This window comes from Agarivorans gilvus, assembly GCF_001420915.1.
In the GTDB taxonomy this organism is placed as follows: Bacteria; Pseudomonadota; Gammaproteobacteria; order Enterobacterales; family Celerinatantimonadaceae; genus Agarivorans; species Agarivorans gilvus.
This window is the reverse complement of sequence record NZ_CP013021.1, coordinates 504,566-526,272: the sequence shown is the minus strand read 5'-3', so window position 1 is coordinate 526,272 and position 21,707 is coordinate 504,566. Positions and strand designations below refer to the sequence as shown.

At 45.4% G+C, this 21,707-nt stretch carries 17 protein-coding genes and 5 tRNA genes; 7 read left to right on the top strand and 15 right to left on the bottom strand.

The features are described from left to right. Window positions 1-448 precede the first annotated feature (448 nt). The 4 genes from preA to rutR all read left to right on the top strand — a co-directional run bounded on the left by preA (window position 449) and on the right by rutR (window position 5,259). A complete protein-coding gene (gene preA / locus AR383_RS02510) occupies window positions 449-1,744 on the top strand; it encodes an NAD-dependent dihydropyrimidine dehydrogenase subunit PreA (protein WP_055731707.1) in 1,296 nt (431 codons plus the stop codon). A gap of 2 nt (window positions 1,745-1,746) precedes the next feature. After that, on the top strand, window positions 1,747-2,979 hold the full coding sequence (locus tag AR383_RS02505) for a Zn-dependent hydrolase (RefSeq protein WP_198150202.1): 1,233 nt from the start codon (window positions 1,747-1,749) through the stop codon (window positions 2,977-2,979). Beyond that, on the top strand, window positions 2,924-4,396 hold the full coding sequence (gene hydA / locus AR383_RS02500) for a dihydropyrimidinase (protein WP_335338381.1): 1,473 nt from the start codon (window positions 2,924-2,926) through the stop codon (window positions 4,394-4,396). Before AR383_RS02505 ends, hydA begins: the two co-directional genes overlap by 56 nt. A gap of 179 nt (window positions 4,397-4,575) precedes the next feature. Beyond that, window positions 4,576-5,259: an HTH-type transcriptional regulator RutR gene (gene rutR, locus AR383_RS02495; RefSeq protein ID WP_055731705.1), complete on the top strand. Its 684-nt coding sequence runs from the start codon at window positions 4,576-4,578 to the stop codon at window positions 5,257-5,259. 93 nt (window positions 5,260-5,352) lie between these two features. Here rutR and nth read toward each other — a convergent pair whose 3' ends face one another. From nth to rsxA, 7 genes are read right to left on the bottom strand one after another with little or no spacing between them, the layout of a single operon-like run. After that, complete coding sequence (gene nth, locus AR383_RS02490) at window positions 5,353-5,988, bottom strand: endonuclease III (protein WP_055731704.1); 636 nt, start codon at window positions 5,986-5,988, stop codon at window positions 5,353-5,355. Beyond that, window positions 5,985-6,671, bottom strand: a complete 687-nt coding sequence (locus AR383_RS02485; RefSeq protein WP_055731703.1) for an electron transport complex subunit E — start codon at window positions 6,669-6,671, stop codon at window positions 5,985-5,987. Before AR383_RS02485 ends, nth begins: the two co-directional genes overlap by 4 nt. Window positions 6,672-6,684: 13 nt before the next feature. After that, on the bottom strand, window positions 6,685-7,317 hold the full coding sequence (gene rsxG, locus AR383_RS02480) for an electron transport complex subunit RsxG (protein WP_083481472.1): 633 nt from the start codon (window positions 7,315-7,317) through the stop codon (window positions 6,685-6,687). Continuing rightward, the gene (rsxD, locus tag AR383_RS02475) at window positions 7,307-8,377 is read right to left on the bottom strand and encodes an electron transport complex subunit RsxD (protein WP_055731702.1); all 1,071 of its coding nucleotides are present in this window, start codon (window positions 8,375-8,377) and stop codon (window positions 7,307-7,309) included. Before rsxD ends, rsxG begins: the two co-directional genes overlap by 11 nt. Further along, window positions 8,367-10,709: an electron transport complex subunit RsxC gene (rsxC, locus tag AR383_RS02470; protein WP_055731701.1), complete on the bottom strand. Its 2,343-nt coding sequence runs from the start codon at window positions 10,707-10,709 to the stop codon at window positions 8,367-8,369. The genes rsxD and rsxC overlap by 11 nt, the downstream gene beginning before the upstream one ends. Continuing rightward, the gene (rsxB, locus tag AR383_RS02465) at window positions 10,709-11,278 is read right to left on the bottom strand and encodes an electron transport complex subunit RsxB (RefSeq protein ID WP_083481471.1); all 570 of its coding nucleotides are present in this window, start codon (window positions 11,276-11,278) and stop codon (window positions 10,709-10,711) included. Before rsxB ends, rsxC begins: the two co-directional genes overlap by 1 nt. Window position 11,279: 1 nt before the next feature. Then, window positions 11,280-11,858, bottom strand: coding sequence for an electron transport complex subunit RsxA (rsxA, locus tag AR383_RS02460; RefSeq protein ID WP_055731699.1), 579 nt, complete (start codon window positions 11,856-11,858; stop codon window positions 11,280-11,282). A 346-nt stretch (window positions 11,859-12,204) separates the two neighbouring features. Between rsxA and nrdD the strand changes: the two genes are divergently transcribed. Together nrdD and nrdG are read left to right on the top strand one after the other, a co-directional pair. Next, the gene (gene nrdD, locus AR383_RS02455; protein WP_055731698.1) at window positions 12,205-14,325 is read left to right on the top strand and encodes an anaerobic ribonucleoside-triphosphate reductase; all 2,121 of its coding nucleotides are present in this window, start codon (window positions 12,205-12,207) and stop codon (window positions 14,323-14,325) included. Then, on the top strand, window positions 14,325-14,795 hold the full coding sequence (nrdG, locus tag AR383_RS02450; RefSeq protein WP_055731697.1) for an anaerobic ribonucleoside-triphosphate reductase-activating protein: 471 nt from the start codon (window positions 14,325-14,327) through the stop codon (window positions 14,793-14,795). The genes nrdD and nrdG overlap by 1 nt, the downstream gene beginning before the upstream one ends. On the opposite strand, the gene AR383_RS02445 is transcribed toward nrdG, so the two are convergent. The 6 genes from AR383_RS02445 to AR383_RS02420 all read right to left on the bottom strand — a co-directional run bounded on the left by AR383_RS02445 (window position 14,796) and on the right by AR383_RS02420 (window position 17,283). Beyond that, on the bottom strand, window positions 14,796-16,640 hold the full coding sequence (locus tag AR383_RS02445) for an EAL domain-containing protein (protein ID WP_055731696.1): 1,845 nt from the start codon (window positions 16,638-16,640) through the stop codon (window positions 14,796-14,798). A 142-nt stretch (window positions 16,641-16,782) separates the two neighbouring features. Further along, window positions 16,783-16,859 (bottom strand) — tRNA-Asn (locus tag AR383_RS02440). A 32-nt stretch (window positions 16,860-16,891) separates the two neighbouring features. After that, a tRNA-Asn gene (locus tag AR383_RS02435) sits at window positions 16,892-16,968 on the bottom strand. Between the two features lie 25 nt (window positions 16,969-16,993). Continuing rightward, window positions 16,994-17,069 (bottom strand) — tRNA-Asn (locus AR383_RS02430). A gap of 34 nt (window positions 17,070-17,103) precedes the next feature. Beyond that, a tRNA-Asn gene (locus tag AR383_RS02425) sits at window positions 17,104-17,179 on the bottom strand. A gap of 27 nt (window positions 17,180-17,206) precedes the next feature. Next, a tRNA-Asn gene (locus AR383_RS02420) sits at window positions 17,207-17,283 on the bottom strand. Between the two features lie 677 nt (window positions 17,284-17,960). Between AR383_RS02420 and uvrB the strand changes: the two genes are divergently transcribed. Then, on the top strand, window positions 17,961-19,952 hold the full coding sequence (uvrB, locus tag AR383_RS02415) for an excinuclease ABC subunit UvrB (protein ID WP_055731695.1): 1,992 nt from the start codon (window positions 17,961-17,963) through the stop codon (window positions 19,950-19,952). Between the two features lie 45 nt (window positions 19,953-19,997). On the opposite strand, the gene tpiA is transcribed toward uvrB, so the two are convergent. Beyond that, window positions 19,998-20,750 (bottom strand): triose-phosphate isomerase, encoded by a 753-nt coding sequence (tpiA, locus tag AR383_RS02410; protein WP_055731694.1) that lies wholly within the window; start codon window positions 20,748-20,750, stop codon window positions 19,998-20,000. A 115-nt stretch (window positions 20,751-20,865) separates the two neighbouring features. Next, the gene (locus AR383_RS02405; protein WP_055731693.1) at window positions 20,866-21,642 is read right to left on the bottom strand and encodes a YdcF family protein; all 777 of its coding nucleotides are present in this window, start codon (window positions 21,640-21,642) and stop codon (window positions 20,866-20,868) included. Window positions 21,643-21,707: the final 65 nt, after the last annotated feature.

The window sequence follows — 21,707 nt, the reverse complement described above, 5'->3', positions numbered from 1 at the left end:
ATTTACATTTAATCCCTAGCTTAGTTAGCCTTAATACCCACAATTTTGGTGCGTATATAAAATAACCAGCACCAATATAGACCAATTGGTCCATATGAGATTATTTGGTTTGATTTAAGATATTGATAAATGGTTACTTTTTCATTTGGTATATTTAATGCTTTTATGTAATGGGTATTAAATGTCTATATGATTCATCAGCTTAGAATAAAAAACATTCCAATAACATTTTGAATGATATTTTTTCTTTGCTGTGCAACATGCATTAAACAAGCTCTAGTTTTTTATAACGAAACATATCGTCAGAATGAGTTAATTAGTGTGTTTATATTAAGTTTGTAATGGCTGGAATTTCATTTTAAGCACTGTGTTTATAGCAAAGGAACGCTAGCTGAATTAATTAAAACCAAAAGGAATTTATCGTTCAAATTATAGGGACCAGAAACATATGGCGAATTTAGAAATCGACTTCAGCGGCATTAAAAGTCCTAACCCGTTTTGGTTGGCATCGGCACCTCCCACCAATACCGGTGGGCAAATCATGCGGGCCTTTGATGCAGGATGGGGGGGAGCGGTTTGGAAGACCGTGGGTAATCCGGTTAAAAATTTACATAGCCGCTATGCCGCTTTGAAAGGTGGCAAGGGTAAGATTATAGGTTTGAATAATATAGAACTCATATCTGACCGCGGCTTAAGTATCAACCTTAAAGAGATGGCCGAAGTTAAGAAGCTCTACCCTGACAATGCGCTGATTGCCTCGATTATGGCGGGTACTCAAGCCGAGTGGATCGAACTGATCCGCCGTGTGGAAGATACCGGCGTAGATGGATTTGAGCTTAATTTTAGTTGTCCTCATGGCATGTGCGAACGAGGTTTGGGTTCGGCCATTGGCCAAGAGCCTGAAGTAGCGGCAGAAATCATGCACTGGGTAAGGGAAGCCACCAGCTTGCCAGTACTGATGAAGTTTACCCCCAATGTGGCGGACATTCGTGATCAAGGACGCGTCGCAGTCGATGGTCAAGCCGATGGCGTGGCCCTAATTAATACCATTAAGTCAATTATTGGCGTGGACCTAGAAGATTTCATTCCCTATCCCAAAGGGCGAAATGGCGCAACCAATGGTGGCTATTGTGGGACTGCGGTGAAACCAATAGCGCTGCATATGTTGGCCTCACTGGGTCGAACAGATTGGTTTAACTTACCGGTGTCTGGTATTGGCGGAATAAATAACTGGAAGGATTGCGCCGAATTTATTGCCTTGGGCAGTACCTCGGTTCAGGTGTGTACTGCGGTGATGCACCACGGCTTTGGCATTGTAGAAGGGATGATTTCAGGCCTTTCAAAATATCTTGATTCCAAAGGTATGAGCAGCGTGAATGAGCTGCGCGGTAAGGCCTTGGCTCAATATAAAGATTGGGGCGAGTTGGATATGAACTACAAGGTGGTGGCTTCCATTAATGAGAAAAGGTGCACCGGTTGCGGCAAGTGTTATACCGCCTGTAATGATGGCGCTTATCAATCAATAGACATTTCAGATAGGAAAGCCAAAAGCGGTGACCCCATTCCGGTGATTAATACCGATAAGTGTAAGGGCTGCAATTTGTGCTCGCTGGTGTGCCCGCGCGACTGCATTTCAATGAAAGATGTGTCGGTTAGCGATTCGGTGAAAACCTGGCAACAGATTATCAGTAACGGTGAGTTTGCTTTGACTGACGGAATTTTATCAAAGGAATTAGAGGTATAAATATGTATCAATGTAGCTTAGAAAGAATGACCGATAAAATCACCACTTTTAGCCAATTTGGTGATGCTGGCCATGGCGGCATTACCCGCTATACGCTGTCTCCCGAGGACGTGCTGGCAAGAAACGAATTTATCAAAAGAATGGAGGCGATTGGCGCGATCATCGAAATTGATGATGTGGCTAATGTCTATGCAACCCTTGCTGGCAGCGATGCGAATGCTAAGCGCATCGTGATGGGCTCTCACTCTGATTCAGTTAAAAATGGCGGTAATTACGACGGTATTTTGGGTGTATTGTCTGCAATGGAAGTGTTAGAGGCTGTTGCTGAACAAAATATTCCGCATAAACACCCGCTTACTGCGATGATTTGGACCAATGAGGAAGGTTCTCTTTATCCGCCTGCGATGATGGTATCGGGGGTGGTGTGTTATGACTATTTACCCCAAGATGTGAAAGGTAAATTTAAATTAGAAGACATGCTGCAGTCTAAGAGCGTGCTGGATAAACAAACCACCTTTGGTCAGGCGCTTGATGCATCGGGTTTTAAAGGTGAGGTGGCTAAGCGACTCTCGCCCGATAATTACCAATGCATGTTTGAAATTCACATCGAACAAGGCCCTATCTTAGAAGATGCCGGCAAAGATATAGGGGTAGTGGATTGTGTTTTAGGCATGTTTAACTATCGCTTACGCTTTTATGGACAAACCGTACATGCCGGCACATTCCCTATGCCAAAACGTCGCGATGCCTTATATGCCGCTTCGCAGGCCATTTGTTACTTACATGATGAAATCGACAAATTGGGTTATGCCGATTTGGTCTACACCACCGGTGAAATTGAATGTCATCCCAATGTGCATACTTGCGTGCCCGATGAAGTGGATTTTTGTATTGATGTACGCCATGAAAGCGCGGAAGTATTAGCCAAGGTATTGGCCGTTGTTAAATCCTGTGCCGATAAAACATGGGTTGGCTGTGATTGCCAGGTCGATAAAATGTGGAATCGCGATACGGTTTATTGGGATGAAAGCTTAGTGGGTTTTGTTAAATCCGCAGCCGAAGAAACCGGCGTGTCGCATCAGATGGTGCATTCCGGCGCCGGGCACGATGCCCAGTTTGTCGCTTATATGATGCCAACAACGATGATTTTTGTGCAGTCAAAGGACGGCCTATCGCACTGTGAGTTGGAATACTCATCCCCGAGCAGTGTACCGCCGGTGCAACGGTACTACTAAATGCAGTATTAAAAGCAGACGCCCAATAAGGCAAGGAGCTCACGTGGATTTAATTATTAAAAACGGTACGGTAGTAACGGCCAGTGACACAGTTAAAGCTGATGTCGGTATTCGCGATGGCAAAATCGTTGCGGTTGGTGTGGATCTAGCGGCAGAAGGCGCCAAGGTGGTGGATGCCAGCGGCAAGTTGGTGTTACCGGGGGCAATTGATGCTCATACTCATTTGGCAATGCCATTTGGTGGAACCACCTCAGCCGATAGTTATTTGGCGGGCACTCGGGCTGCTGCTTGTGGCGGAGTGACTACGGTATTTGATTATCCGATGCAGCGCAAAGGCATGAGCATTCAGCAGGTGATTGATTCTAAAAAAGCAATTTGCGAGCAAGAAGCCTGTGTCGACTATGCCTACCATTGCATTATCACCGACTTAAACGAGGGTGCTATTTTGGAAGAAATGGCTGCGGCGGTGGAGTCTGGGATCAGCAGCTTTAAGTGTTTCTTCGTTTATAAAAAAGAAGGCATGATGGTAGATGATGGTACCTTCGTTCAATTGATGCTTAAAGCCAAAGAAGTGGGAGCCATGATCAATCTGCATGCCGAAAATCCCGACTTGATTGATTACAATATTGAGCGCTTTTTAGCTGAAGGAAAAACCTCAGCCTGGTATCACTATTTGAGCCGTCCAGAATATGTCGAAGCAGAAGCCGATAAACGCGCTGTGCATTGGGCCAAGCATTTTCAAGCACCGCTGTATTTGGTGCATATGGCGGATGAAGAAGGGCTTGAGGCCGCGATTGAAGCGAAAAAGGATAACAGTGATATTTTCATTGAAACCTGTCCGCAATATTTAGAGTTCACTTGCGATGTGTATAAACGCGAAGATGGCCGAAACTTTGTTTGCTCACCACCGATGAAGGCGCAGCAAAGCCAAGACGCGCTGTGGAAAGCAATCAAAAATGGTGGCATTGATGTAGTCGCAACCGACCACTGCCCATTTCAATCCAATGAAAAAGATTGGGGCAAAGATGATTTCACCAAAATACCCAATGGCTGTGCAGGGGTAGAGAACCTCTATCCTTATATGCTGTCGGCGGCCAATCAAGGAAAGATCTCTTTCAACAAGGCGATTGAATTGTGTTCCACCAATCCGGCTAAGATTTTTGGTTGCGCGAATAAGGGCAGTATCGCGGTGGGTAAAGATGCCGACATTGTTATTTATGACCCTGAAATCGACTTTACAATTTCAGTAGATAATATGCATTCCGACTATGACCACACCATCTGGGAAGGCATTCAATTAAAAGGTTATCCCATCCAAACCTATTCACGAGGGCGCTTAGTTTACGATCACGGTGATTTTGTTGGTGAAGCGGGTTGGGGGAAATTTATTAAGCGGGAAAAGGCCAATCGAGGTTGATATTAAATGTAAGCTAACTACGAACCCTACCGTGGCAAAACCCGCATGGTAGGGGTTCATATCCGATGACAGCTTTTATCTATGCTGAGCTCCGATTATGCTCGTTTACTTAGGGTTGGCTAAACGCGATATTATTAGGCAGCAGATTATCTTGTTATTAAAAGGAAGTGGCACTACAGATGGTTAAAGCTGGCATCTCTTTAAAAGGCACTCAGGTTGAAACATTAAAGAAAACTCGTGTGAGTACTCAACCTGGCGCTCGTAGACGTAAAACCTTTGACGATAAAAGGCAGTTTATTTTAAACACGGCACTTTCCGTTTTTTCTCAATTTGGGTTTCATGGTACAACCATGGAGCAAATCGCTAGCAGTGCCGACATTTCTAAAACTAATCTATTTTATTACTTCAAATCTAAAGAAGCGCTATATCTGACCATACTGGAAAATATCTTAAACGATTGGTTAGCGCCGATAGCCGGTTTTGATGAAGTGGATGAGCCTAAGACGGCGCTTGAGAACTATATTCGCCTTAAGTTAGAGCTCTCCCGAGACCAACCAGAAGCGTCTCGCTTATTCTGTCTTGAGATTATTCAAGGCGCGCCGATCCTTAAAAACTATCTTAAGGGAGAGTTAAAAAACATCATCGATGAAAAATCTAAAGTCATAGAGCGTTGGATAAGTCAGGAAAAAATTAAGCCTATTGATCCTGTTCAGCTGATCTTTTTCATCTGGTCCACTACTCAGCATTACGCTGACTTTAACGTACAAATAAAAGCGATTACCGGAAAAGATCTCAGTAATAAAAAATTCTTTGAAGAAACTTGCAGTGCTATTCAGCGATTGATTATAGATGGTCTGTGTTAAGACAGACTCAGCCTAACACCTTGTCTAGCCGCGACTCCCAGAACGGTAAATAGTTGAAAAGGGCAGAAGATCTGCCCTAAAACGGCTTGTTACCTAGTCACTGGTTTTTTCGTTGAACTCACACAAGTCTTCGATGATGCAGGAGCCACAGCGTGGTTTGCGTGCTACACAGGTGTAGCGGCCATGTAGAATCAGCCAGTGGTGTACATCCACCTTAAATTCTTTAGGCACTACCTTTAGTAGCTTTTGTTCTACTAAATCCACGTTTTTGCCCATGGCAAATTTAGTGCGGTTACTCACCCTAAAAATATGGGTATCAACCGCAATGGTGGGCCAGCCGAAGGCGGTATTGAGTACTACGTTGGCGGTTTTACGGCCAACGCCGGGCAGGGCTTCTAGCGCTTCACGGTTTTCCGGTACTTGGCCGCCGTGCTGCTCGATAAGGATCTTACAGGTTTTAATTAGGTTTTCGGCTTTGGAGTTAAACAAACCAATGGTTTTGATGTAGTCCTTTAGCTTTTCAACACCCAAGGCATAAATGGCTTCGGGCGTATTGGCTACCGGGAACAACTTATCGGTGGCCTTGTTTACTGATACATCGGTGGCTTGAGCCGACAATAATACAGCTGCCAATAATTCAAAGGGGCTAGCAAAATTAAGCTCAGTCGTGGGGTGCGGATTGTTGTCGCGTAAGCGAGTCAGAATTTCTAAACGTTTTTCTTTATTCATAGTGTTTGGGAGTTTTCTGCATTGCTAACGATAACGGCCTGCTGCTTGTTGGCCACACGGTTGTCGATGATGTTTTTTATAGCGATGATGAAGCCCATCACCAGAAATGCGCCCGGCGGCAGAATGGCCACTAAAAAGTGTTCGTTAAAATCCACGACCTGAATGTAAAGAAACGACGCCCAGTCGCCTAGTAATAGTTCTATGCCATAAAATAAGCTGCCGTTACCCAAGAGTTCGCGAATTGCGCCTACCACCATAAGTACTATGGTAAAGCCCAGCCCCATCATTAGGCCGTCGAAGGCGGCGGGTTTGACTTCGTTACGCGCAGCAAAGGCTTCGGCGCGTCCAATGATGATGCAGTTGGTCACGATGAGCGGAATAAATATGCCGAGATTTTGGTACAAGCCGTAAGTAAAGGCATTCATCAGTAGTTGAATACAGGTTACAAATGAGGCGATGACCATTACAAATACCGGAATACGAATTTCCTTAGCGACCCACTGGCGAATTAACGATACCGTGGTATTGGAAGCAATTAAGACTAACATCGTTGCCACACCAAGGCCTAAGGCGTTGGTGAGGGTAGAGGTAACGGCCAACAACGGGCATAAACCTAGCAGTTGTACTAAACCGGGATTATTTTTCCAAAGGCCTTGCCAAGCCAGTTTTTTATATTCACTCATGTTGGCTTCCTGTTTAACAATCGCTAGCCGATTGAATAATTTGTTGCTGATTAGCCTTGTGGTAAAACAACACGTTTTTCACCGCTTTAATTACCGCTCGAGGGGTAATGGTAGCGCCAGTGAAGGCATCAAACTGGCCACCGTCTTTTTTCACTGCCCAGCGAGAGTCGTCATCCGCTACCAAGCGCTGTTGGTTAAATTGATATATCCAATCTGATTTTCGGGTTTCGATTTTATCGCCTAGGCCGGGTGTTTCATTGTGTTGTACCACGCGAACGCCACTAATGCTGCCGTCACTGTTCACACCCACCAATAGTTGAATGGCGCCACTATAACCGTCGGGCGCGGTGGTTTGATAAACCAAGGCCTGGGCTTGCTGATTTTGGCTAATTACTCGCACCGTTTGCTGCTTGGCATTACCTAACAAAGGTTCATTTACGGCGACGTAGCATTGCTGCTGATAGCTTGAAGCCGCTAACTCAGGGTTTAATACTTCGTTGGTCGATTTTACCAACTGGCGCTGAATTTGCTCGGCAATCTTATCTTCGGTAAAGAAATTCACAATTACCACTAGCAAGGTGCAGGCGAAAGCAAACAGCGCCAGCTTGCTGGCATTAGACATCATCGACTGGCGTTTACTGGTCATGTTTACTTCCCTCGCCGTAACCGTAGACACGCGGTTTAGTGAAATGGTCAATCATTGGTACCGCCATATTGCTGAGTAGTACCGAAAATGCCACCGCGTCGGGGTAACCGCCGTAGTTTCTAATTACAAATACTAATACCGCAACTAAGCTGGCGTAAATCAAGCGGCCGCGGTTACTGGTAGCGGCGCTGACCGGGTCGGTAAGAATGAAAAACGCACCCAACATGGTAGCACCAGAAAATAGCTGTACTAATACTGGCGTATTATGGTCGGGGCTAATGATGGCCGCTGCCACACTTAGCAATAATAAGGTGCTTAAAAAAGCCACCGGAATATGCCAGCGGATCACCTTAAGGTAGATCAAGGCTAAACCTCCGGCTAAATAAGCAAGGTTAATCCATTGCCAGCCAACCCCCGCAAGAAAACCAAAGGTGGGGCTTTGGCTAATTTCACTGGAGGTGTAACCCAAAGACAATTGGGTTTTCATTTCATCTAAAGGAGTCGCTAAGGTGTGCCCATCAACACTGGCAATTTGGTTCAGGCTAAAGCCGTCGATGGTAAAACCGCTGAAGATTAAGTTTAGGCCGTCTAGGCTCGATAAACTTTCGCTTAATAAACTTTGCGGCGGCATCCAGCTGGTCATGGTGACCGGGAACGACACTAGCAATAATACGTAGGCTGCCATGGCTGGATTAAAGATATTATGCCCTAAGCCGCCATACAGGTGCTTAACCACCAAAATGGCAAAGCTTGTGCCAATTACGGCTATCCACCACGGCGCGTAAGCGGGTAGGGCTAGCCCCAGTAACATACCTGTGACTAGGGCGCTATTGTCTGCCAGCGTGGCGAAAATAGGCCGCTTACGCAGTATTAGCACCAAGGCTTCTGCAATTACTGCCGTTAGACCAGCCAGTAATACTTGGCTTAGTGTGCCAATGCCAAAGAAGTAGCTTTGCACCGCCAGCCCGGGCAACAAACACAAGATTACCCAAAACATCAAGGTTTTGGTTTGAATGGGTTTTCTTACAAAGGGAGAGCTTTGTAATGGTTTATTGATCATCTAATGGCTTCTCTTGGCGTTGTTGTTCTGCGGCTTTTTTTGCTTTGGCTTTGGCAATAGCCGCGGCGACTGCGGCAGACTTGGCTTTTTTAGGCGCCGCTTCTGTTGTGCTGCCGGAATTTGCACTCTCGCTGGCATCTTGTTCATCGCTGGTGGCTTGCTCAGCTTGCGCCTTTTTAGCTTTAGCCTTGGCAATAGCGGCTGCTACCGCTGCCGATTTAGGCTTTTTAGGTGTATCTTCTGGCTTTACCTTTGGCTCTAGATCCGCACTTTGCTCTTGCTCTGCCTTTTTCGCTTTGGCCTTGGCGATAGCTGCACTAACTGCAGCGGAATTAGGCCGCTTTGGCGTCTGTTCTGCTAGCTCTGCGGCTTTATCTTGCGCTGCACTTGCCTCAGCAGCTTGCTCGGCCTGCGCTTTTTTAGCTTTGGCGCGGGCTATGGCAGCAGCCACCGCAGGGTTACTAGAACTCGCAGGCTTAGTTTCGCTAGCGCTTGGTTCTTGCTCGGCCTGCGCTTTTTTAGCTTTGGCACGAGCAATGGCAGCAGCCACCGCAGGGTTACTAGAACCCGCTGGCTTAGTTTCGCTAGCGCTTGGCTCTTGTTCAGCCTGCGCTTTTTTGGCTTTGGCGCGGGCTATGGCAGCAGCCACCGCAGGGTTACTTGAGCTAGACGCTGCTTCGTCGCTTGGGCCTTGGTCCTCTGCGGCTAGTTTGGCTCGCCGTTGTGCTTTGCGCGCTTCTCTTGCGGCAATTGCCTCTTGATTATCGGGTACCCATTCGCCGCTATCTGTTTGTTTAGCGGCTGGCGCTGCCTGCTTGGCTTGTTTAACGCGGGCAAGTGCAGCTGCTACTGGGTCGGGTTTATCAGCTTCACTACTAGCTTGAGCTTGGCTTTGACGACGCAAAGCCGCCTCTTGATGTTTGGCTTTACGCTCGGCCTTGTCTTTTTCTAAGCGTGCTTGGCGAGCATCAAAACGCTGTTTCGCCAGTTCCGCTTCTTGTTTGGCCTGATCCTCGCTCTTAATTTTCGCTTTAGCGGTGCGGTAATACTCAACCAAGGAAATATTACTAGGACAGACAAAGGCACAAGCGCCGCACTCAATACAATCCATGATTTTGTATTCACGCGCCTTATTTAGCTCGTCGCCCTTCGCAAACCAATAGAGTTGTTGGGGCAATAATCCCATCGGGCAGGCTTGGGCACACTCGCCACAGCGAATACAAGGTGACTCTTGAACCGTTGGCTGGGGCTTATTTAAGATTAAACAGTTGGTGGTTTTTATCACCGGCGCTTGAGTGCTGGGCAACATAAAGCCCATCATCGAACCGCCCATAATGACTGGGCCTTCAGAGGCGTGGGCGGCTTGCTCATCAATGATGTCGGCAACACTGGTGCCAATACTCATCCAATAGTTGGCGGCTTGACTTAGTCGCTCGCCTGCTAAGGTCACAATGCGCGAGATAAGTGGCTCGCCATGGTCTACCGCGCGGTGTATCGCATAAGCGGTACCCACGTTATGCACTAAAATGCCCATATCTATCGGTAGTTGTTTTGCGCCAACTTCCTTGCCAGTGAGAATTTGAATCAGCTGTTTCTCACCGCCAGAAGGGTATTTGGTGGGAATGTTTCGCACTATTACCGTTTCATCACTGGCTTCACGCAGGGCTTTTAAAGCCTCTGGCTTATCATCTTCCACCGCGATAATGGTTAATTTGGGCTGTAGTGCTGTTTGCAGTAAGGAAACGCCACGTAGCAGCTCTTCGGCATAATTGCGCATTAAGCAGTCGTCTGCGGTGATATAGGGCTCACACTCCGCACCATTAATGATTAATACATCCAGCTCTTTGTTAGGTGTGATTTTTAAGGCGGTGGGAAAGCCTGCGCCGCCCATGCCAGTGATACCTGCTTGATGTACTCGCTGGCAGATAAGCTCGGGGGTGAGTTCCTGTTCAGTTAACGGCTTTAGGTAAGCACAATCTTGTTGCTGTTGGTCTACTTCAATAACCACACTTAGCTCGGGCAGGGCCGAGGGATGTGCAGAGACCCTAGGTTCGATGGCAACGATAGTGCCCGCCAGCGAAGCATGGACAGGTGGGGCTTGAAAAAACTGCGATTGAGTTAGGGCTTGGCCTTTTTTTACTCGTTGACCAGGCTCTACGACGAGCTTTCCAGCGCTACCAATGTGCTGCTGTACTGGAATAACGACGTGACGCGGCGGTGCCAAGGTTTTTGGCTTGCCACAGTTAATATTTTGTTTGTGGGTTGCTGGATGCACACCACCTTGATAGCTCCAAGTGAAGCCTTGTTTAATTTTGTCTAACCAAGCCAGCATTATTTGTCGGCCTCAATAATTGAAACGTCGATTTGGTTCAATTTCCAATCCCAGTTTTTGGTGGTAACGGGTACCGGCCGCATTTCAATACAATCGGTTGGGCAGGGCGCCACACAAAGCTCACAGCCAGTACATTCTTTACTGATCACCGTGTGCATGTGTTTGTTGGCCCCCATGATGGCATCCACTGGGCAAGCCTGAATACATTTAGTGCAACCAATGCAGGCCTCTTCAACGATAAAAGCAACTTTTTTACGGTCGTCTTCTTTAACTGCTGCCGCATCGAGCGGAATGGCTTCAACGCCGAGTAAATCGGCGATCTTAGCGACGGTTTCTTCGCCACCGGGAGGACATTTGTTAATCGCTTCGCCGTTGGCGATGGCTTCTGCGTAAGGTCTGCAGCCGGGGTGGCCACATTGCCCACACTGGGTTTGTGGCAGTAAGGACTCTACTTGGTCGGCAATGGGGTTGCCTTCAACTTTATATTTGATGGCGGCGTAACCTAAGATCCCACCAAATACCAGCGCGAGTAAAGTAATTGCAATTAAGGCTTCTAACATACTTGATATACTACTTAATTAATCCGGTGAAACCAACGAAGGCTAAAGACATTAAACCGGCGGTGATCATGGCGATCGCGGCGCCTTTAAATGGCACTGGAATGTCGGCAACCACTAACCGCTCGCGCATAGCCGAGAACAGAATAAGCACCAAAGAAAAACCTGCAGCTGCGCCAAAACCGTAGATGATCGATTGGAAAAGATCGTGTTGCTCGTTTACGTTGAGTAAGGCCACGCCCAATACTGCACAGTTTGAAGTGATCAGGGGTAGGTAGATACCCAGTACCCGATGCAGTGCCGGGCTGGCTTTTTGGACAAACATCTCGGTGAACTGTACCACTACTGCAATCACCAAAATAAAGCTCATGGTACGCAAGTATTCGATTTCTAGCGGAACCAAGATGTATTGCTCGACTAAATAGGAGCACATTGAGGCTAGAGTCAACACAAAAGTAGTAGCCAAAGCCATACCGATGGCTGTTTCAACCTTACTTGATACTCCCATAAAAGGGCATAAGCCAAGGAACTTGACCAAGACAAAGTTGTTTACCAACACGGTACTGATTAATAACAAAAAATATTCAGTCATTGAATTAAGACGCAGCGAAACAAAGCGCTATTATCCTCGTTTGTGGGCGCTATAACAACCGTGAGTTGTATGTGGAAAAGCAAGCAATTTTTTGCTGTGATTTATGGAGCATTTTTGGTCGATCAAATTTACTTTTTACGCTTCGGTTGATCTTGATCATTGGTAATAACTTTAAAAACAAAATCTCTCGACTACTACATCTAGTGGATACTACAATTTACTACCACTACATATGGTTAACCATCACATTCAGTGCTTTTTTTACTTAGCATTGGCTGCGAAGCCTTGTGCGGCGTGGTTTGCAAGTTTTTTATTGAATCAGTGAGAAAATATTGGAGCGTAAATCGTGAAAACAGTCGTGATAAAACGAGACGGAAGCCGTGTACCTTACGACGCTAAACGGATTGTCGATGCAGTGTTAAAAGCAGCTGAAGCCCTAGGAGTTAAGGATAACTTAGTTGCATTACAAATTGCTCAGCAAGTGACCGAGCAGTTTGTGAACTTTCCTGAGGTGGATATTAATGATATTCAAGCCTCAGTAGAAAACCATTTGATGGAAAGCGATAATAAAACACTGGCTCGTGCTTATATCGAATATCGTCATGATCGTGATGTTGCGCGCGATAAGCGCAGCGTATTGAATGCTGAAATTCGTGGTTTGGTTGAGCAAAGCAACGCCGCTTTGCTCAACGAAAACGCGAATAAAGACAGCAAGGTGATCCCTACTCAACGTGATTTATTAGCCGGTATTGTGGCTAAACACTACGCCAAAACCCATTTATTGCCACGTGATGTAGTGCAAGCCCACGAAGCCGGTGAGATCCACTTCCACGACTTAGACTACGCGCCGTTTTTCCCGATGTTCAACTGTATGCTAATCGATTTAGAAGGCATGTTGACCGGTGGATTTAAAATGGGTAATGCCGAAATCGAAACGCCTAAGTCTATTTCTACCGCTACTGCGGTAACTGCCCAGATTATTGCCCAGGTAGCTAGCCATATTTACGGCGGTACTACCATTAATAGAATTGATGAAATTCTCGCGCCTTATGTGCAAAAGAGTTACGACAAGCACTTAGCAATTGCCGAGCGTTGGAATATCGCCGATGCCGAAGCTTACGCTAAGGCTCAAACAGAAAAAGAATGTCATGATGCCTTCCAATCATTAGAGTATGAGGTAAATACCTTACACACAGCTAACGGCCAGACGCCATTTGTTACCTTTGGTTTTGGCTTAGGTTCTTGCTGGGCCTCACGTTTAATTCAACGCTCTATTTTAGAAAATCGGATTGCCGGTTTAGGTAAAAATGCCAAAACAGCGGTATTCCCTAAGTTGGTCTTCGCCATTAAAGATGGTTTAAACCATAAAAAAGGCGATCCTAGCTACGATATTAAGCAGCTGGCCTTAGAATGTGCGTCTAAGCGCATGTATCCAGATATTTTAAATTACGACAAAGTGGTTGAAGTCACTGGTTCATTTAAAACCCCAATGGGTTGCCGTAGCTTCCTCGGTCAGTATGAAGAAGAGGGCAAAGAGATCCACGATGGTCGCAATAACTTGGGTGTGGTGAGCATTAACCTGCCACGCATTGCGATAGAAGCCAAAGGCGACGAGCAGCGTTTCTTTGAACTACTGGACCAGCGTTTGAGTGTGGCTAAGCTTGGTTTAGATAGCCGTATTTCTCGCCTTAAAGGGGTTAAGGCTAAAGTGGCTCCGATCCTTTATATGGAAGGCGCTTGTGGTGTAAGGCTGGACGCTGAAGATGATGTGTCCACTATTTTTGAAAACGGTAGAGCGTCTATTTCTCTGGGTTACATCGGCTTGCACGAAACGGTTAATGCGCTGTATGGCAACGATGAGCACGTATACGATAACAAGCAGCTTCAACAAAAAGCCATTGGTATTGTTACCGCTCTAAAACAAGCCACTTTACGTTGGGAAAAAGAAAGCGGTTATGCCTTTAGTTTGTATAGCACGCCGAGCGAAAACTTATGCGATCGTTTCTGTCGTCTTGATGCTAAAAAGTTTGGCGTAATTGAAGGTGTTACCGATAAGGGTTACTACACTAACAGCTTCCACTTGGACGTTGAGAAGAAGGTAAACCCCTTCGATAAAATCGACTTTGAGCAACCGTACCCAGCGGTTAGTAGTGGTGGCTTTATTTGTTACGGTGAATATCCCAACCTACAACATAATACCGACGCCTTAGAAGACGTGTGGGATTACAGCTACAGCCGCGTACCTTACTACGGTACCAATACGCCCATTGATGAGTGTTATGAATGCGGTTTTACCGGTGAATTTAACTGCACTAGCAAAGGCTTTGAGTGCCCATCGTGTGGCAACTCAGAATCTAGCAAGGTATCAGTTACCCGCCGAGTGTGTGGCTATTTGGGTAGCCCTGATGCTCGCCCGTTTAACTACGGCAAACAAGAAGAAGTTAAACGTCGAGTAAAACATCTTTAATGAACTATCTCAGTTATCATTCTATTGATGTGGTAAACGGACAAGGTACGCGTTGTACCTTGTTCGTGGCTGGTTGCGAGCATCATTGCCGAGGCTGTTATAACCAAAAATCTTGGTCTTGTGATGCTGGGCACTACTTTAGCCCCGAATTAGAGCAAAAGATTATCGATGACTTAAATGATAGCCGTATTAGACGTCGCGGTTTAAGCTTAAGTGGTGGTGACCCGCTATATCCGAAAAATCTCGATAGCATTGAAGCGCTGGTGCGGCGAGTTCGCGAAGAATGTCCGGGAAAAGATATTTGGATGTGGACCGGCTATCGTTTAGATGAGCTAAATACACAGCAACAAACCATTGTTAAAATGGTAGATACACTGATTGATGGCAAGTTTGAAAAAGATTTAGCCGACGCTAAGTTAGTGTGGCGGGGCAGTAGTAATCAAGTGATTCACCAACAACCGCTGCGTTAATTAAGAAATCAATTTGGGGCGACTAATTAAGTAGCCCTGCATACTGTCTACGTACATTGATTCAAGCAATTGCTTTTGCTCTAAGGTTTCAACGCCTTGGGCTACCACCTGACATCCCAAACGATGTGATACCTCTACCAACATGCTCACGAATTGCTGGTTAGCTTTGTCCGCCTCGAGCTGCTGTACTAAGTCGCTACTGATTTTTACGTAGTTAGGTTTTAGCTCTTTAAACAGTTTGAACGAACCAATGCCATTGCCAAAGTCGGCGATGGCAGTATGGCAGCTATTGCGGCGTAATACTTCAAACAGCTTTTTGGCATTACTAATGTGCGCGTCTAGTGTTTCTTCTTCTAATTCAAATACCACACGGGACTTAAGATTAGGATAACGTTGTAAGTGTTGAGTAAGCCAAGCGCAGAAGTCAGGATCTGTTAGAATCAACTTACTAAGATTTATCCCCCAACGATAATCTGCGTTTTGATCGGATATGGTTTTTAGAACATAAGCGATGGTAGCTTTTTCTAATTGCTCAATTTTACCTAAGCGCTGTGCCATCGATAGGGTGGTTTCGGTAGGCAATTGTTGCTGTTGGTCGGAAATAAAGCGAATAAACACTTCATGATAGGCCGGCATGGTTCGATGCATCGACTGAATCGCTTGAGAGGCAATCTTGAAGTTGCTTTTGGCAATCAAGTAATCAATTGTTTGTTGCCATTGTAAGTCACTGCTCTCTAAATTTTCATCATCGTCTAATACCACTTCCCAAGCATTAGGTGACAAGCTTTGTGCTATTGCTAATGCCGCATCAGCGCGAGAAATGACGCGCTCTATCGTGTCGTCTTTTTTAAGCTCGGTGACCCCAACATAGGCTGCACTTTGTAAATGTTTAGCATTACTGTATTCGGTCAGGGCGGCGCGTAGATCCTGGGCGATATGGCTGACTCGGCTAGCCGCAAATTTGGGAATGATTAACGCAAACTCGGCTCCCAGTAAGCGATACAACTGGCTGTTCACGTAGTCTTTACGGCTACTGTCTACGATTTTAGATATGTCTTTGATGTAGTCATCACCGGCTTGATGGCCGCGCGCCTTATTAATGTCTTGTAGCTGAGAAGCCCGAACCAAAAACAACACCGTGTTATTTGGTTGCATACTGAGCATTTTTTGCATATCTTGGCGAAACGAATGGCGGTTTAATTGCCCGGTGAGAGGATCGAGTGCGACTTGTTGTTCCAGTTGTTGAATAGCATGTTTTTGCTGACGGATTTGCTGAGTAAATTTAAGTTTCTGTTCTTTAATTAACTCGCCAACATTACCCAATACTGGGGTATCGTCGGTTAAGCGGTCGGCATTCACTAATTTTTTCAGTTTAGATTTAATAGAGGATACGGAGCGAACAAACAACAAACTGGTTAATAGATAACCCAATATACAAAGGGCAGCGATGCTTAAATAAAGCCTTAAATAGCTATCGCTAACAAATTCGAAAGACGGTTTAAAGTTAACCCGATATTTACCCACAGCTATGGTTTTCATGCGTGTTTTACTGGGTTCGACCAACTCTAGTAACCAATGTTGCGAGGCGCCAGCTAACGCGAGGGTATTGTCTACAGCCAATTGGGTAGAAATAAAAGTAAGGTTATGTTGGTCGCGTAATAATCGTAAGCTGTCTGTGGTTAACTGGCTAGGGTCGGTTAATTGCAAAGAGAGTAGCTCTGTTATTTGCTGATCTTCCCTAGCGAGGTCGGCTTTAAATAGTTGCAGATGAACCGCCACTACAGCCAGCCATAACATGATAAATAAAAAAGCATTTGCGACAAAAAATGTTCGAAGCCCTTTCATATTTTTCCTGTCTATAAAATAAACACTCAATTTAATAATACATGCAAACAATAGACTTATCTATCAGATGCTTAGGATTAATAATATAAATGTGTCGGGAAATGCATTAAAGCTGGTACGAAATGAGGGGAAATAGCGAAAATGGCTCCCCAGGTTGGAGTTGAACCAACGACACATGGATTAACAGTCCACCGCTCTAACCAACTGAGCTACTGGGGAAGGGGAGTAATAGGCGGCTTACGATAATTGAGTGGCTCCCCAGGTTGGAGTTGAACCAACGACACATGGATTAACAGTCCACCGCTCTAACCAACTGAGCTACTGGGGAATCGTAAGATTATTTTTTATATGATTGGCTCCCCAAGTTGGGCTTGAACCAACGACACATGGATTAACAGTCCACCGCTCTACCAACTGAGCTATTGGGGAATCATATAATATTTCACCTATTTTAAATCAAGATTGGCTCCCCAAGTTGGGCTTGAACCAACGACACATGGATTAACAGTCCACCGCTCTACCAACTGAGCTATTGGGGAATCTTGATTATACCTAAGCGAAGAGAGTGGCTCCCCAGGTTGGAGTTGAACCAACGACACATGGATTAACAGTCCACCGCTCTAACCAACTGAGCTACTGGGGAATCGCTTTGCTTAAGTGCGGGGCGCATAGTAATAATTGCCCCTATAAGTGTCAACTAATTCTACATCAAAATTGATAAATTGTGTTTGTTTGCTCAACTTACATCCAGTTGCACCATGGATGTGATCGAATCTTGTACGCTTGGTCTAAAAAAACACTATCTGGTCGCTTGCTAAAAGGCGTGTATGGATGGTGAAAAATTACAAGAACCTAGCAAAACTAGATCGCCTAATATTTATGCACAATTAACAAAAGCCTTTGTTAATGCGAGCTAGAGCGAGTTATCCACCGAAATTGTGGATAAGTGTGTGAATTAAAAGCTATCAGTTTGCTCTAGGCCACTGATTACGCGACTTACAGCGAAATATGATCTGCGTCTGATTTTCAAGCAACTGTAATGAATTCAACAACTTATAAATTAGTTAGTATAAAAGCTCAAATTATAGGCGTGCTAAAAAAAACTCTTGTATTTTATGCAAACTTGGTGTGCATTACTTTTTGTTACAGGCAGGTTTCTATCCACATTTAAGGGTAATATTCTAATTAAATTTTTATCGCGATATTCTCTGCTAAGAGCGTTAAATTTGCCTAATAATTGCTATCTCAGCTTTATTTAATCTTTAGCAGATTCGCGTAAAATGGCTGCGCCGTTTCGTTGTCTTTAACTGGAAACAACAAATGAAAAAATCTTTCGATTTAGTCTCAGATTATCGACCAGCAGGGGATCAACCCACTGCCATAAAAGCGTTGATTGAAGGCCTTGAAGATGGGCTCGCTCACCAAACCTTATTAGGTGTCACCGGCTCAGGAAAAACCTTCACGGTAGCTAATGTGATTGCCGAATTAAACCGTCCAACCATCGTTCTCGCGCCCAATAAAACCTTAGCAGCCCAGCTCTATAGTGAGATGAAAGAGTTTTTCCCTAATAATGCGGTGGAATTTTTCGTTTCTTATTACGATTACTACCAGCCAGAGGCTTATGTACCCACCACCGACACCTTTATTGAAAAAGATGCATCGGTGAATTCTCATATCGAGCAAATGCGTCTATCTGCCACGAAAGCCTTATTAGAACGCCGTGATGTGGTACTCGTTGCTTCGGTGTCGGCGATTTATGGTTTGGGGGACCCGCAATCTTATTTGCAGATGATGTTGCACTTGAGTGTGGGTGACCTTATCGATCAGCGTGCTATTTTACGGCGTTTAGCTGAGCTGCAATATTCACGTAATGACGCCGCTTTTCAGCGTTCTACCTTTCGCGTACGAGGCGACGTAATTGATGTTTATCCTGCCGAATCAGACAAAAACGCCATTCGCATCGAATTATTCGATGGCGAGGTAGAGCGTTTAAGTAGCTTTGACCCGCTAACGGGCGCAGAGGAAGAAGTAATGGCCCGTGTGACTATCTTCCCTAAGACTCACTACGTCACGCCGCGAGAGACCATTTTGAACGCGATTAATGCAATTAAAGAGGAGTTAAACGAGCGTAAGAAACAATTGCTAGACGCCAATAAGCTGATTGAAGAGCAGCGTATCTCTCAGCGTACCCTGTTTGATATCGAAATGATGAATGAACTGGGTTATTGCTCAGGCATTGAAAACTACTCTCGTTATCTGTCCAATCGCGCCCCTGGCGAGCCACCACCAACCTTGCTCGACTATTTACCCGCCGATGGATTATTGATTATCGACGAATCCCACGTCACCGTGCCGCAAATTGGTGCCATGTATAAAGGCGACCGCTCGCGTAAAGAAAACCTGGTTAACTATGGTTTCCGTTTGCCTTCAGCCTTGGATAATCGCCCTCTAAAATTTGAAGAGTTTGAACAAATAGCCCCGCAAACCATCTTTGTGTCGGCAACGCCAAGCCAATACGAGTTGGATAAAACCAATCAAGAGTTTGTTGAGCAGGTAGTAAGGCCAACCGGCTTATTGGACCCAGAGATTGAAGTGCGGCCAGTGAATACTCAGGTTGATGATTTGCTCTCAGAAATCCGCTTACGCACGGCGATAGATGAGCGGGTATTAGTGACGACCTTAACTAAGCGCATGGCTGAAGATCTTAGTGAGTACCTCACAGAACACCAAGTCAAAGTGCGTTATTTACACTCAGATATCGATACCGTTGAAAGGGTAGAGATCATCCGTGATCTACGCATGGGGGTGTTTGATGTACTGGTAGGTATTAACTTATTGCGCGAAGGCCTAGACATGCCCGAGGTGTCTTTGGTGGCAATTTTAGATGCAGACAAAGAAGGCTTTTTGCGCTCGGAGCGCTCGTTAATTCAAACCATTGGTCGTGCCGCTCGTCACCCGCAAGGTAAAGCTATTCTTTATGCAGACAAGATAACTGGCTCTATGGAGAGGGCGATTGGCGAAAACAATCGCCGCCGTGACATTCAGCAGGCCTTTAATACCGAGCACGGTATTGTGCCGCAGAAACTCAACAAGAAAGTGGCCGATATTAGTAACTTTGGTAAAACCAAACTAGCTACCGCGGCTGAAGGTAAAGCGAAATACGCAGCGTTGTCGGCAGATTCTTTATTGAAGAGTATTGCTCAACTAGAAAAACAGATGATTAATCACGCCAAGGAGTTGGAGTTTGAACAAGCGGCTGCGGTACGTGATGAAATCGCTAAAATGCAGCAGCAATTGGTGAAATTGAGTTAAAAAAAAGCCGCTGATATCAGCGGCTCTTGATTATTTTAAACCGTCTTAGTTTGCAGCGGCGATGATCGCGCCAAACTCGTCAGCTAGTAAAGATGCGCCGCCTACTAGGGCACCATCGATGTCAGCTTGAGAGAACAATTCTTTAGCTGTAGCGGCTTTAACACTGCCACCGTAAAGAATTTGAACTTTTTCAGCAACGCTAGCGTTTTGTGAAGCTAACCAACCACGAATGTGAGCGTGAACTGCTTGAGCTTGCTCAGAAGTCGCTGATTTACCAGTACCGATAGCCCAAACTGGCTCGTAAGCAATTACCGCGTTTTCAAAAGCTTCAACGCCACAAAGATCGATAACAGCTTTAAGTTGAGTTTCAACTACAGCTTCGGTTTTACCAGCTTCGTTTTCTTCCAAGGTTTCACCAATACATAGTACAGGAACAAGACCATTTTCTTGGATAGCTTTAAATTTAGCAGCAACTACTTCGTCAGTTTCGTTGTGGTACTGACGACGCTCGCTGTGACCTACTAGGCTGTAAGTACAACCAAATTCTTTAAGCATTACTGGTGAGTTTTCACCGGTGAAAGCGCCAGAAGTATTAACACTTGCATCTTGTGCGCCATAAGCGATAGGAGCATCACCCACTAAGGCTTCAACTTGACCTAAAAATACAACAGGTGGGCAAATAGCAGTTTGCACGCCAGTAGCTGCTTTAGCAGGTTCGATTAAGCCGTTTACTAATGCGGTAACTGAATCTTTAGTACCGTTTAGTTTCCAGTTACCCATTACAAGAGGTGTTCTCATTGTGCGTATCTCCTTTAAATAAATTGGCTCGATTATAGTGAATTTCTTACAAAAACGTAGTGTTTCAGCAAAATTATTCCGCTAAAACTGGCTATAGCTGATCTAAAACAAACGATTACGAAAAATAAGCACGAATTTGTTGCCACCAAATGCCCAACTTTTCATGCCATAGCGCATCGTAGCGGTAGATAAAACGAGAATCCGGTAGGAATTCGTAAAGTCGTTGTTCTCCCTGGATTTCTTTACCGAGGTAATCGGTAGGCACAGGGCTAATATTATTTGAATAACGTTGAAATTGTTGTAGTGCGCGTTGCATGTGGGTGGCGCTGGTCACTAAGGCGGTAGGGCGCTGGCCAATATAAGTAGAAATTACCGCCGCTTCTTGTTCGGTGTCTTTGGCTTTTGGGATCGTAATGATGTTGGCTGGCGGAATATTTGCCTGACGAGCCACTTTTTCCATCAACTCGGCATTGCTGTTGGGATCGCTACCGCCATAACCAGAAACGATTAAACGACTTTGTGGATTGATTCGGCTTAGCTCGATGCCTTTAGTAATTCGCGCAAATGAAGAGCGACTGAGTTGTTCGGTGGCCGATAACGCCGGGTCGCTAATATGACCACCACCCAATACCACCACAAAATCGAAGCTATTCACTAACTCAGTGGGCGCTTGAATGGCGCGTTCTTGTTTCAGTAGCTGTTGATTAACCCACCATGGATTACTGGTTAACAATAAAATCGCTAAGGCTGGGAACAAGCTAAGCGCTGCTCGATAGGGGCGGCGGGTAATGCCAAAGTAGAACGAGAGTAACAACAGGAGAATACAAATGTTGAGTGGCATAAGCAGCGAGCCTAACCATTTTTTTACAACAAAACCTAAACTTAATTCCATAAAGTTACTTCTCTAAAAAGCCTTGTTAGCATCTTAATCGAATGACTTCCTCGGGGGAAATCCCT

Coding starts and splice junctions, on each gene's coding strand:
- preA (WP_055731707.1), top strand. CDS start 449: ATGGCGAATTTAGAAATCGACTTCAGCGGCATTAAAAGTCCTAACCCG.
- AR383_RS02505 (WP_198150202.1), top strand. CDS start 1,747: ATGTATCAATGTAGCTTAGAAAGAATGACCGATAAAATCACCACTTTT.
- rutR (WP_055731705.1), top strand. CDS start 4,576: ATGGTTAAAGCTGGCATCTCTTTAAAAGGCACTCAGGTTGAAACATTA.
- nth (WP_055731704.1), bottom strand. CDS start 5,988: ATGAATAAAGAAAAACGTTTAGAAATTCTGACTCGCTTACGCGACAAC.
- AR383_RS02485 (WP_055731703.1), bottom strand. CDS start 6,671: ATGAGTGAATATAAAAAACTGGCTTGGCAAGGCCTTTGGAAAAATAAT.
- rsxG (WP_083481472.1), bottom strand. CDS start 7,317: ATGACCAGTAAACGCCAGTCGATGATGTCTAATGCCAGCAAGCTGGCG.
- rsxD (WP_055731702.1), bottom strand. CDS start 8,377: ATGATCAATAAACCATTACAAAGCTCTCCCTTTGTAAGAAAACCCATT.
- rsxC (WP_055731701.1), bottom strand. CDS start 10,709: ATGCTGGCTTGGTTAGACAAAATTAAACAAGGCTTCACTTGGAGCTAT.
- rsxA (WP_055731699.1), bottom strand. CDS start 11,858: ATGACTGAATATTTTTTGTTATTAATCAGTACCGTGTTGGTAAACAAC.
- nrdG (WP_055731697.1), top strand. CDS start 14,325: ATGAACTATCTCAGTTATCATTCTATTGATGTGGTAAACGGACAAGGT.
- AR383_RS02445 (WP_055731696.1), bottom strand. CDS start 16,640: ATGAAAGGGCTTCGAACATTTTTTGTCGCAAATGCTTTTTTATTTATC.
- uvrB (WP_055731695.1), top strand. CDS start 17,961: ATGAAAAAATCTTTCGATTTAGTCTCAGATTATCGACCAGCAGGGGAT.
- tpiA (WP_055731694.1), bottom strand. CDS start 20,750: ATGAGAACACCTCTTGTAATGGGTAACTGGAAACTAAACGGTACTAAA.
- AR383_RS02405 (WP_055731693.1), bottom strand. CDS start 21,642: ATGGAATTAAGTTTAGGTTTTGTTGTAAAAAAATGGTTAGGCTCGCTG.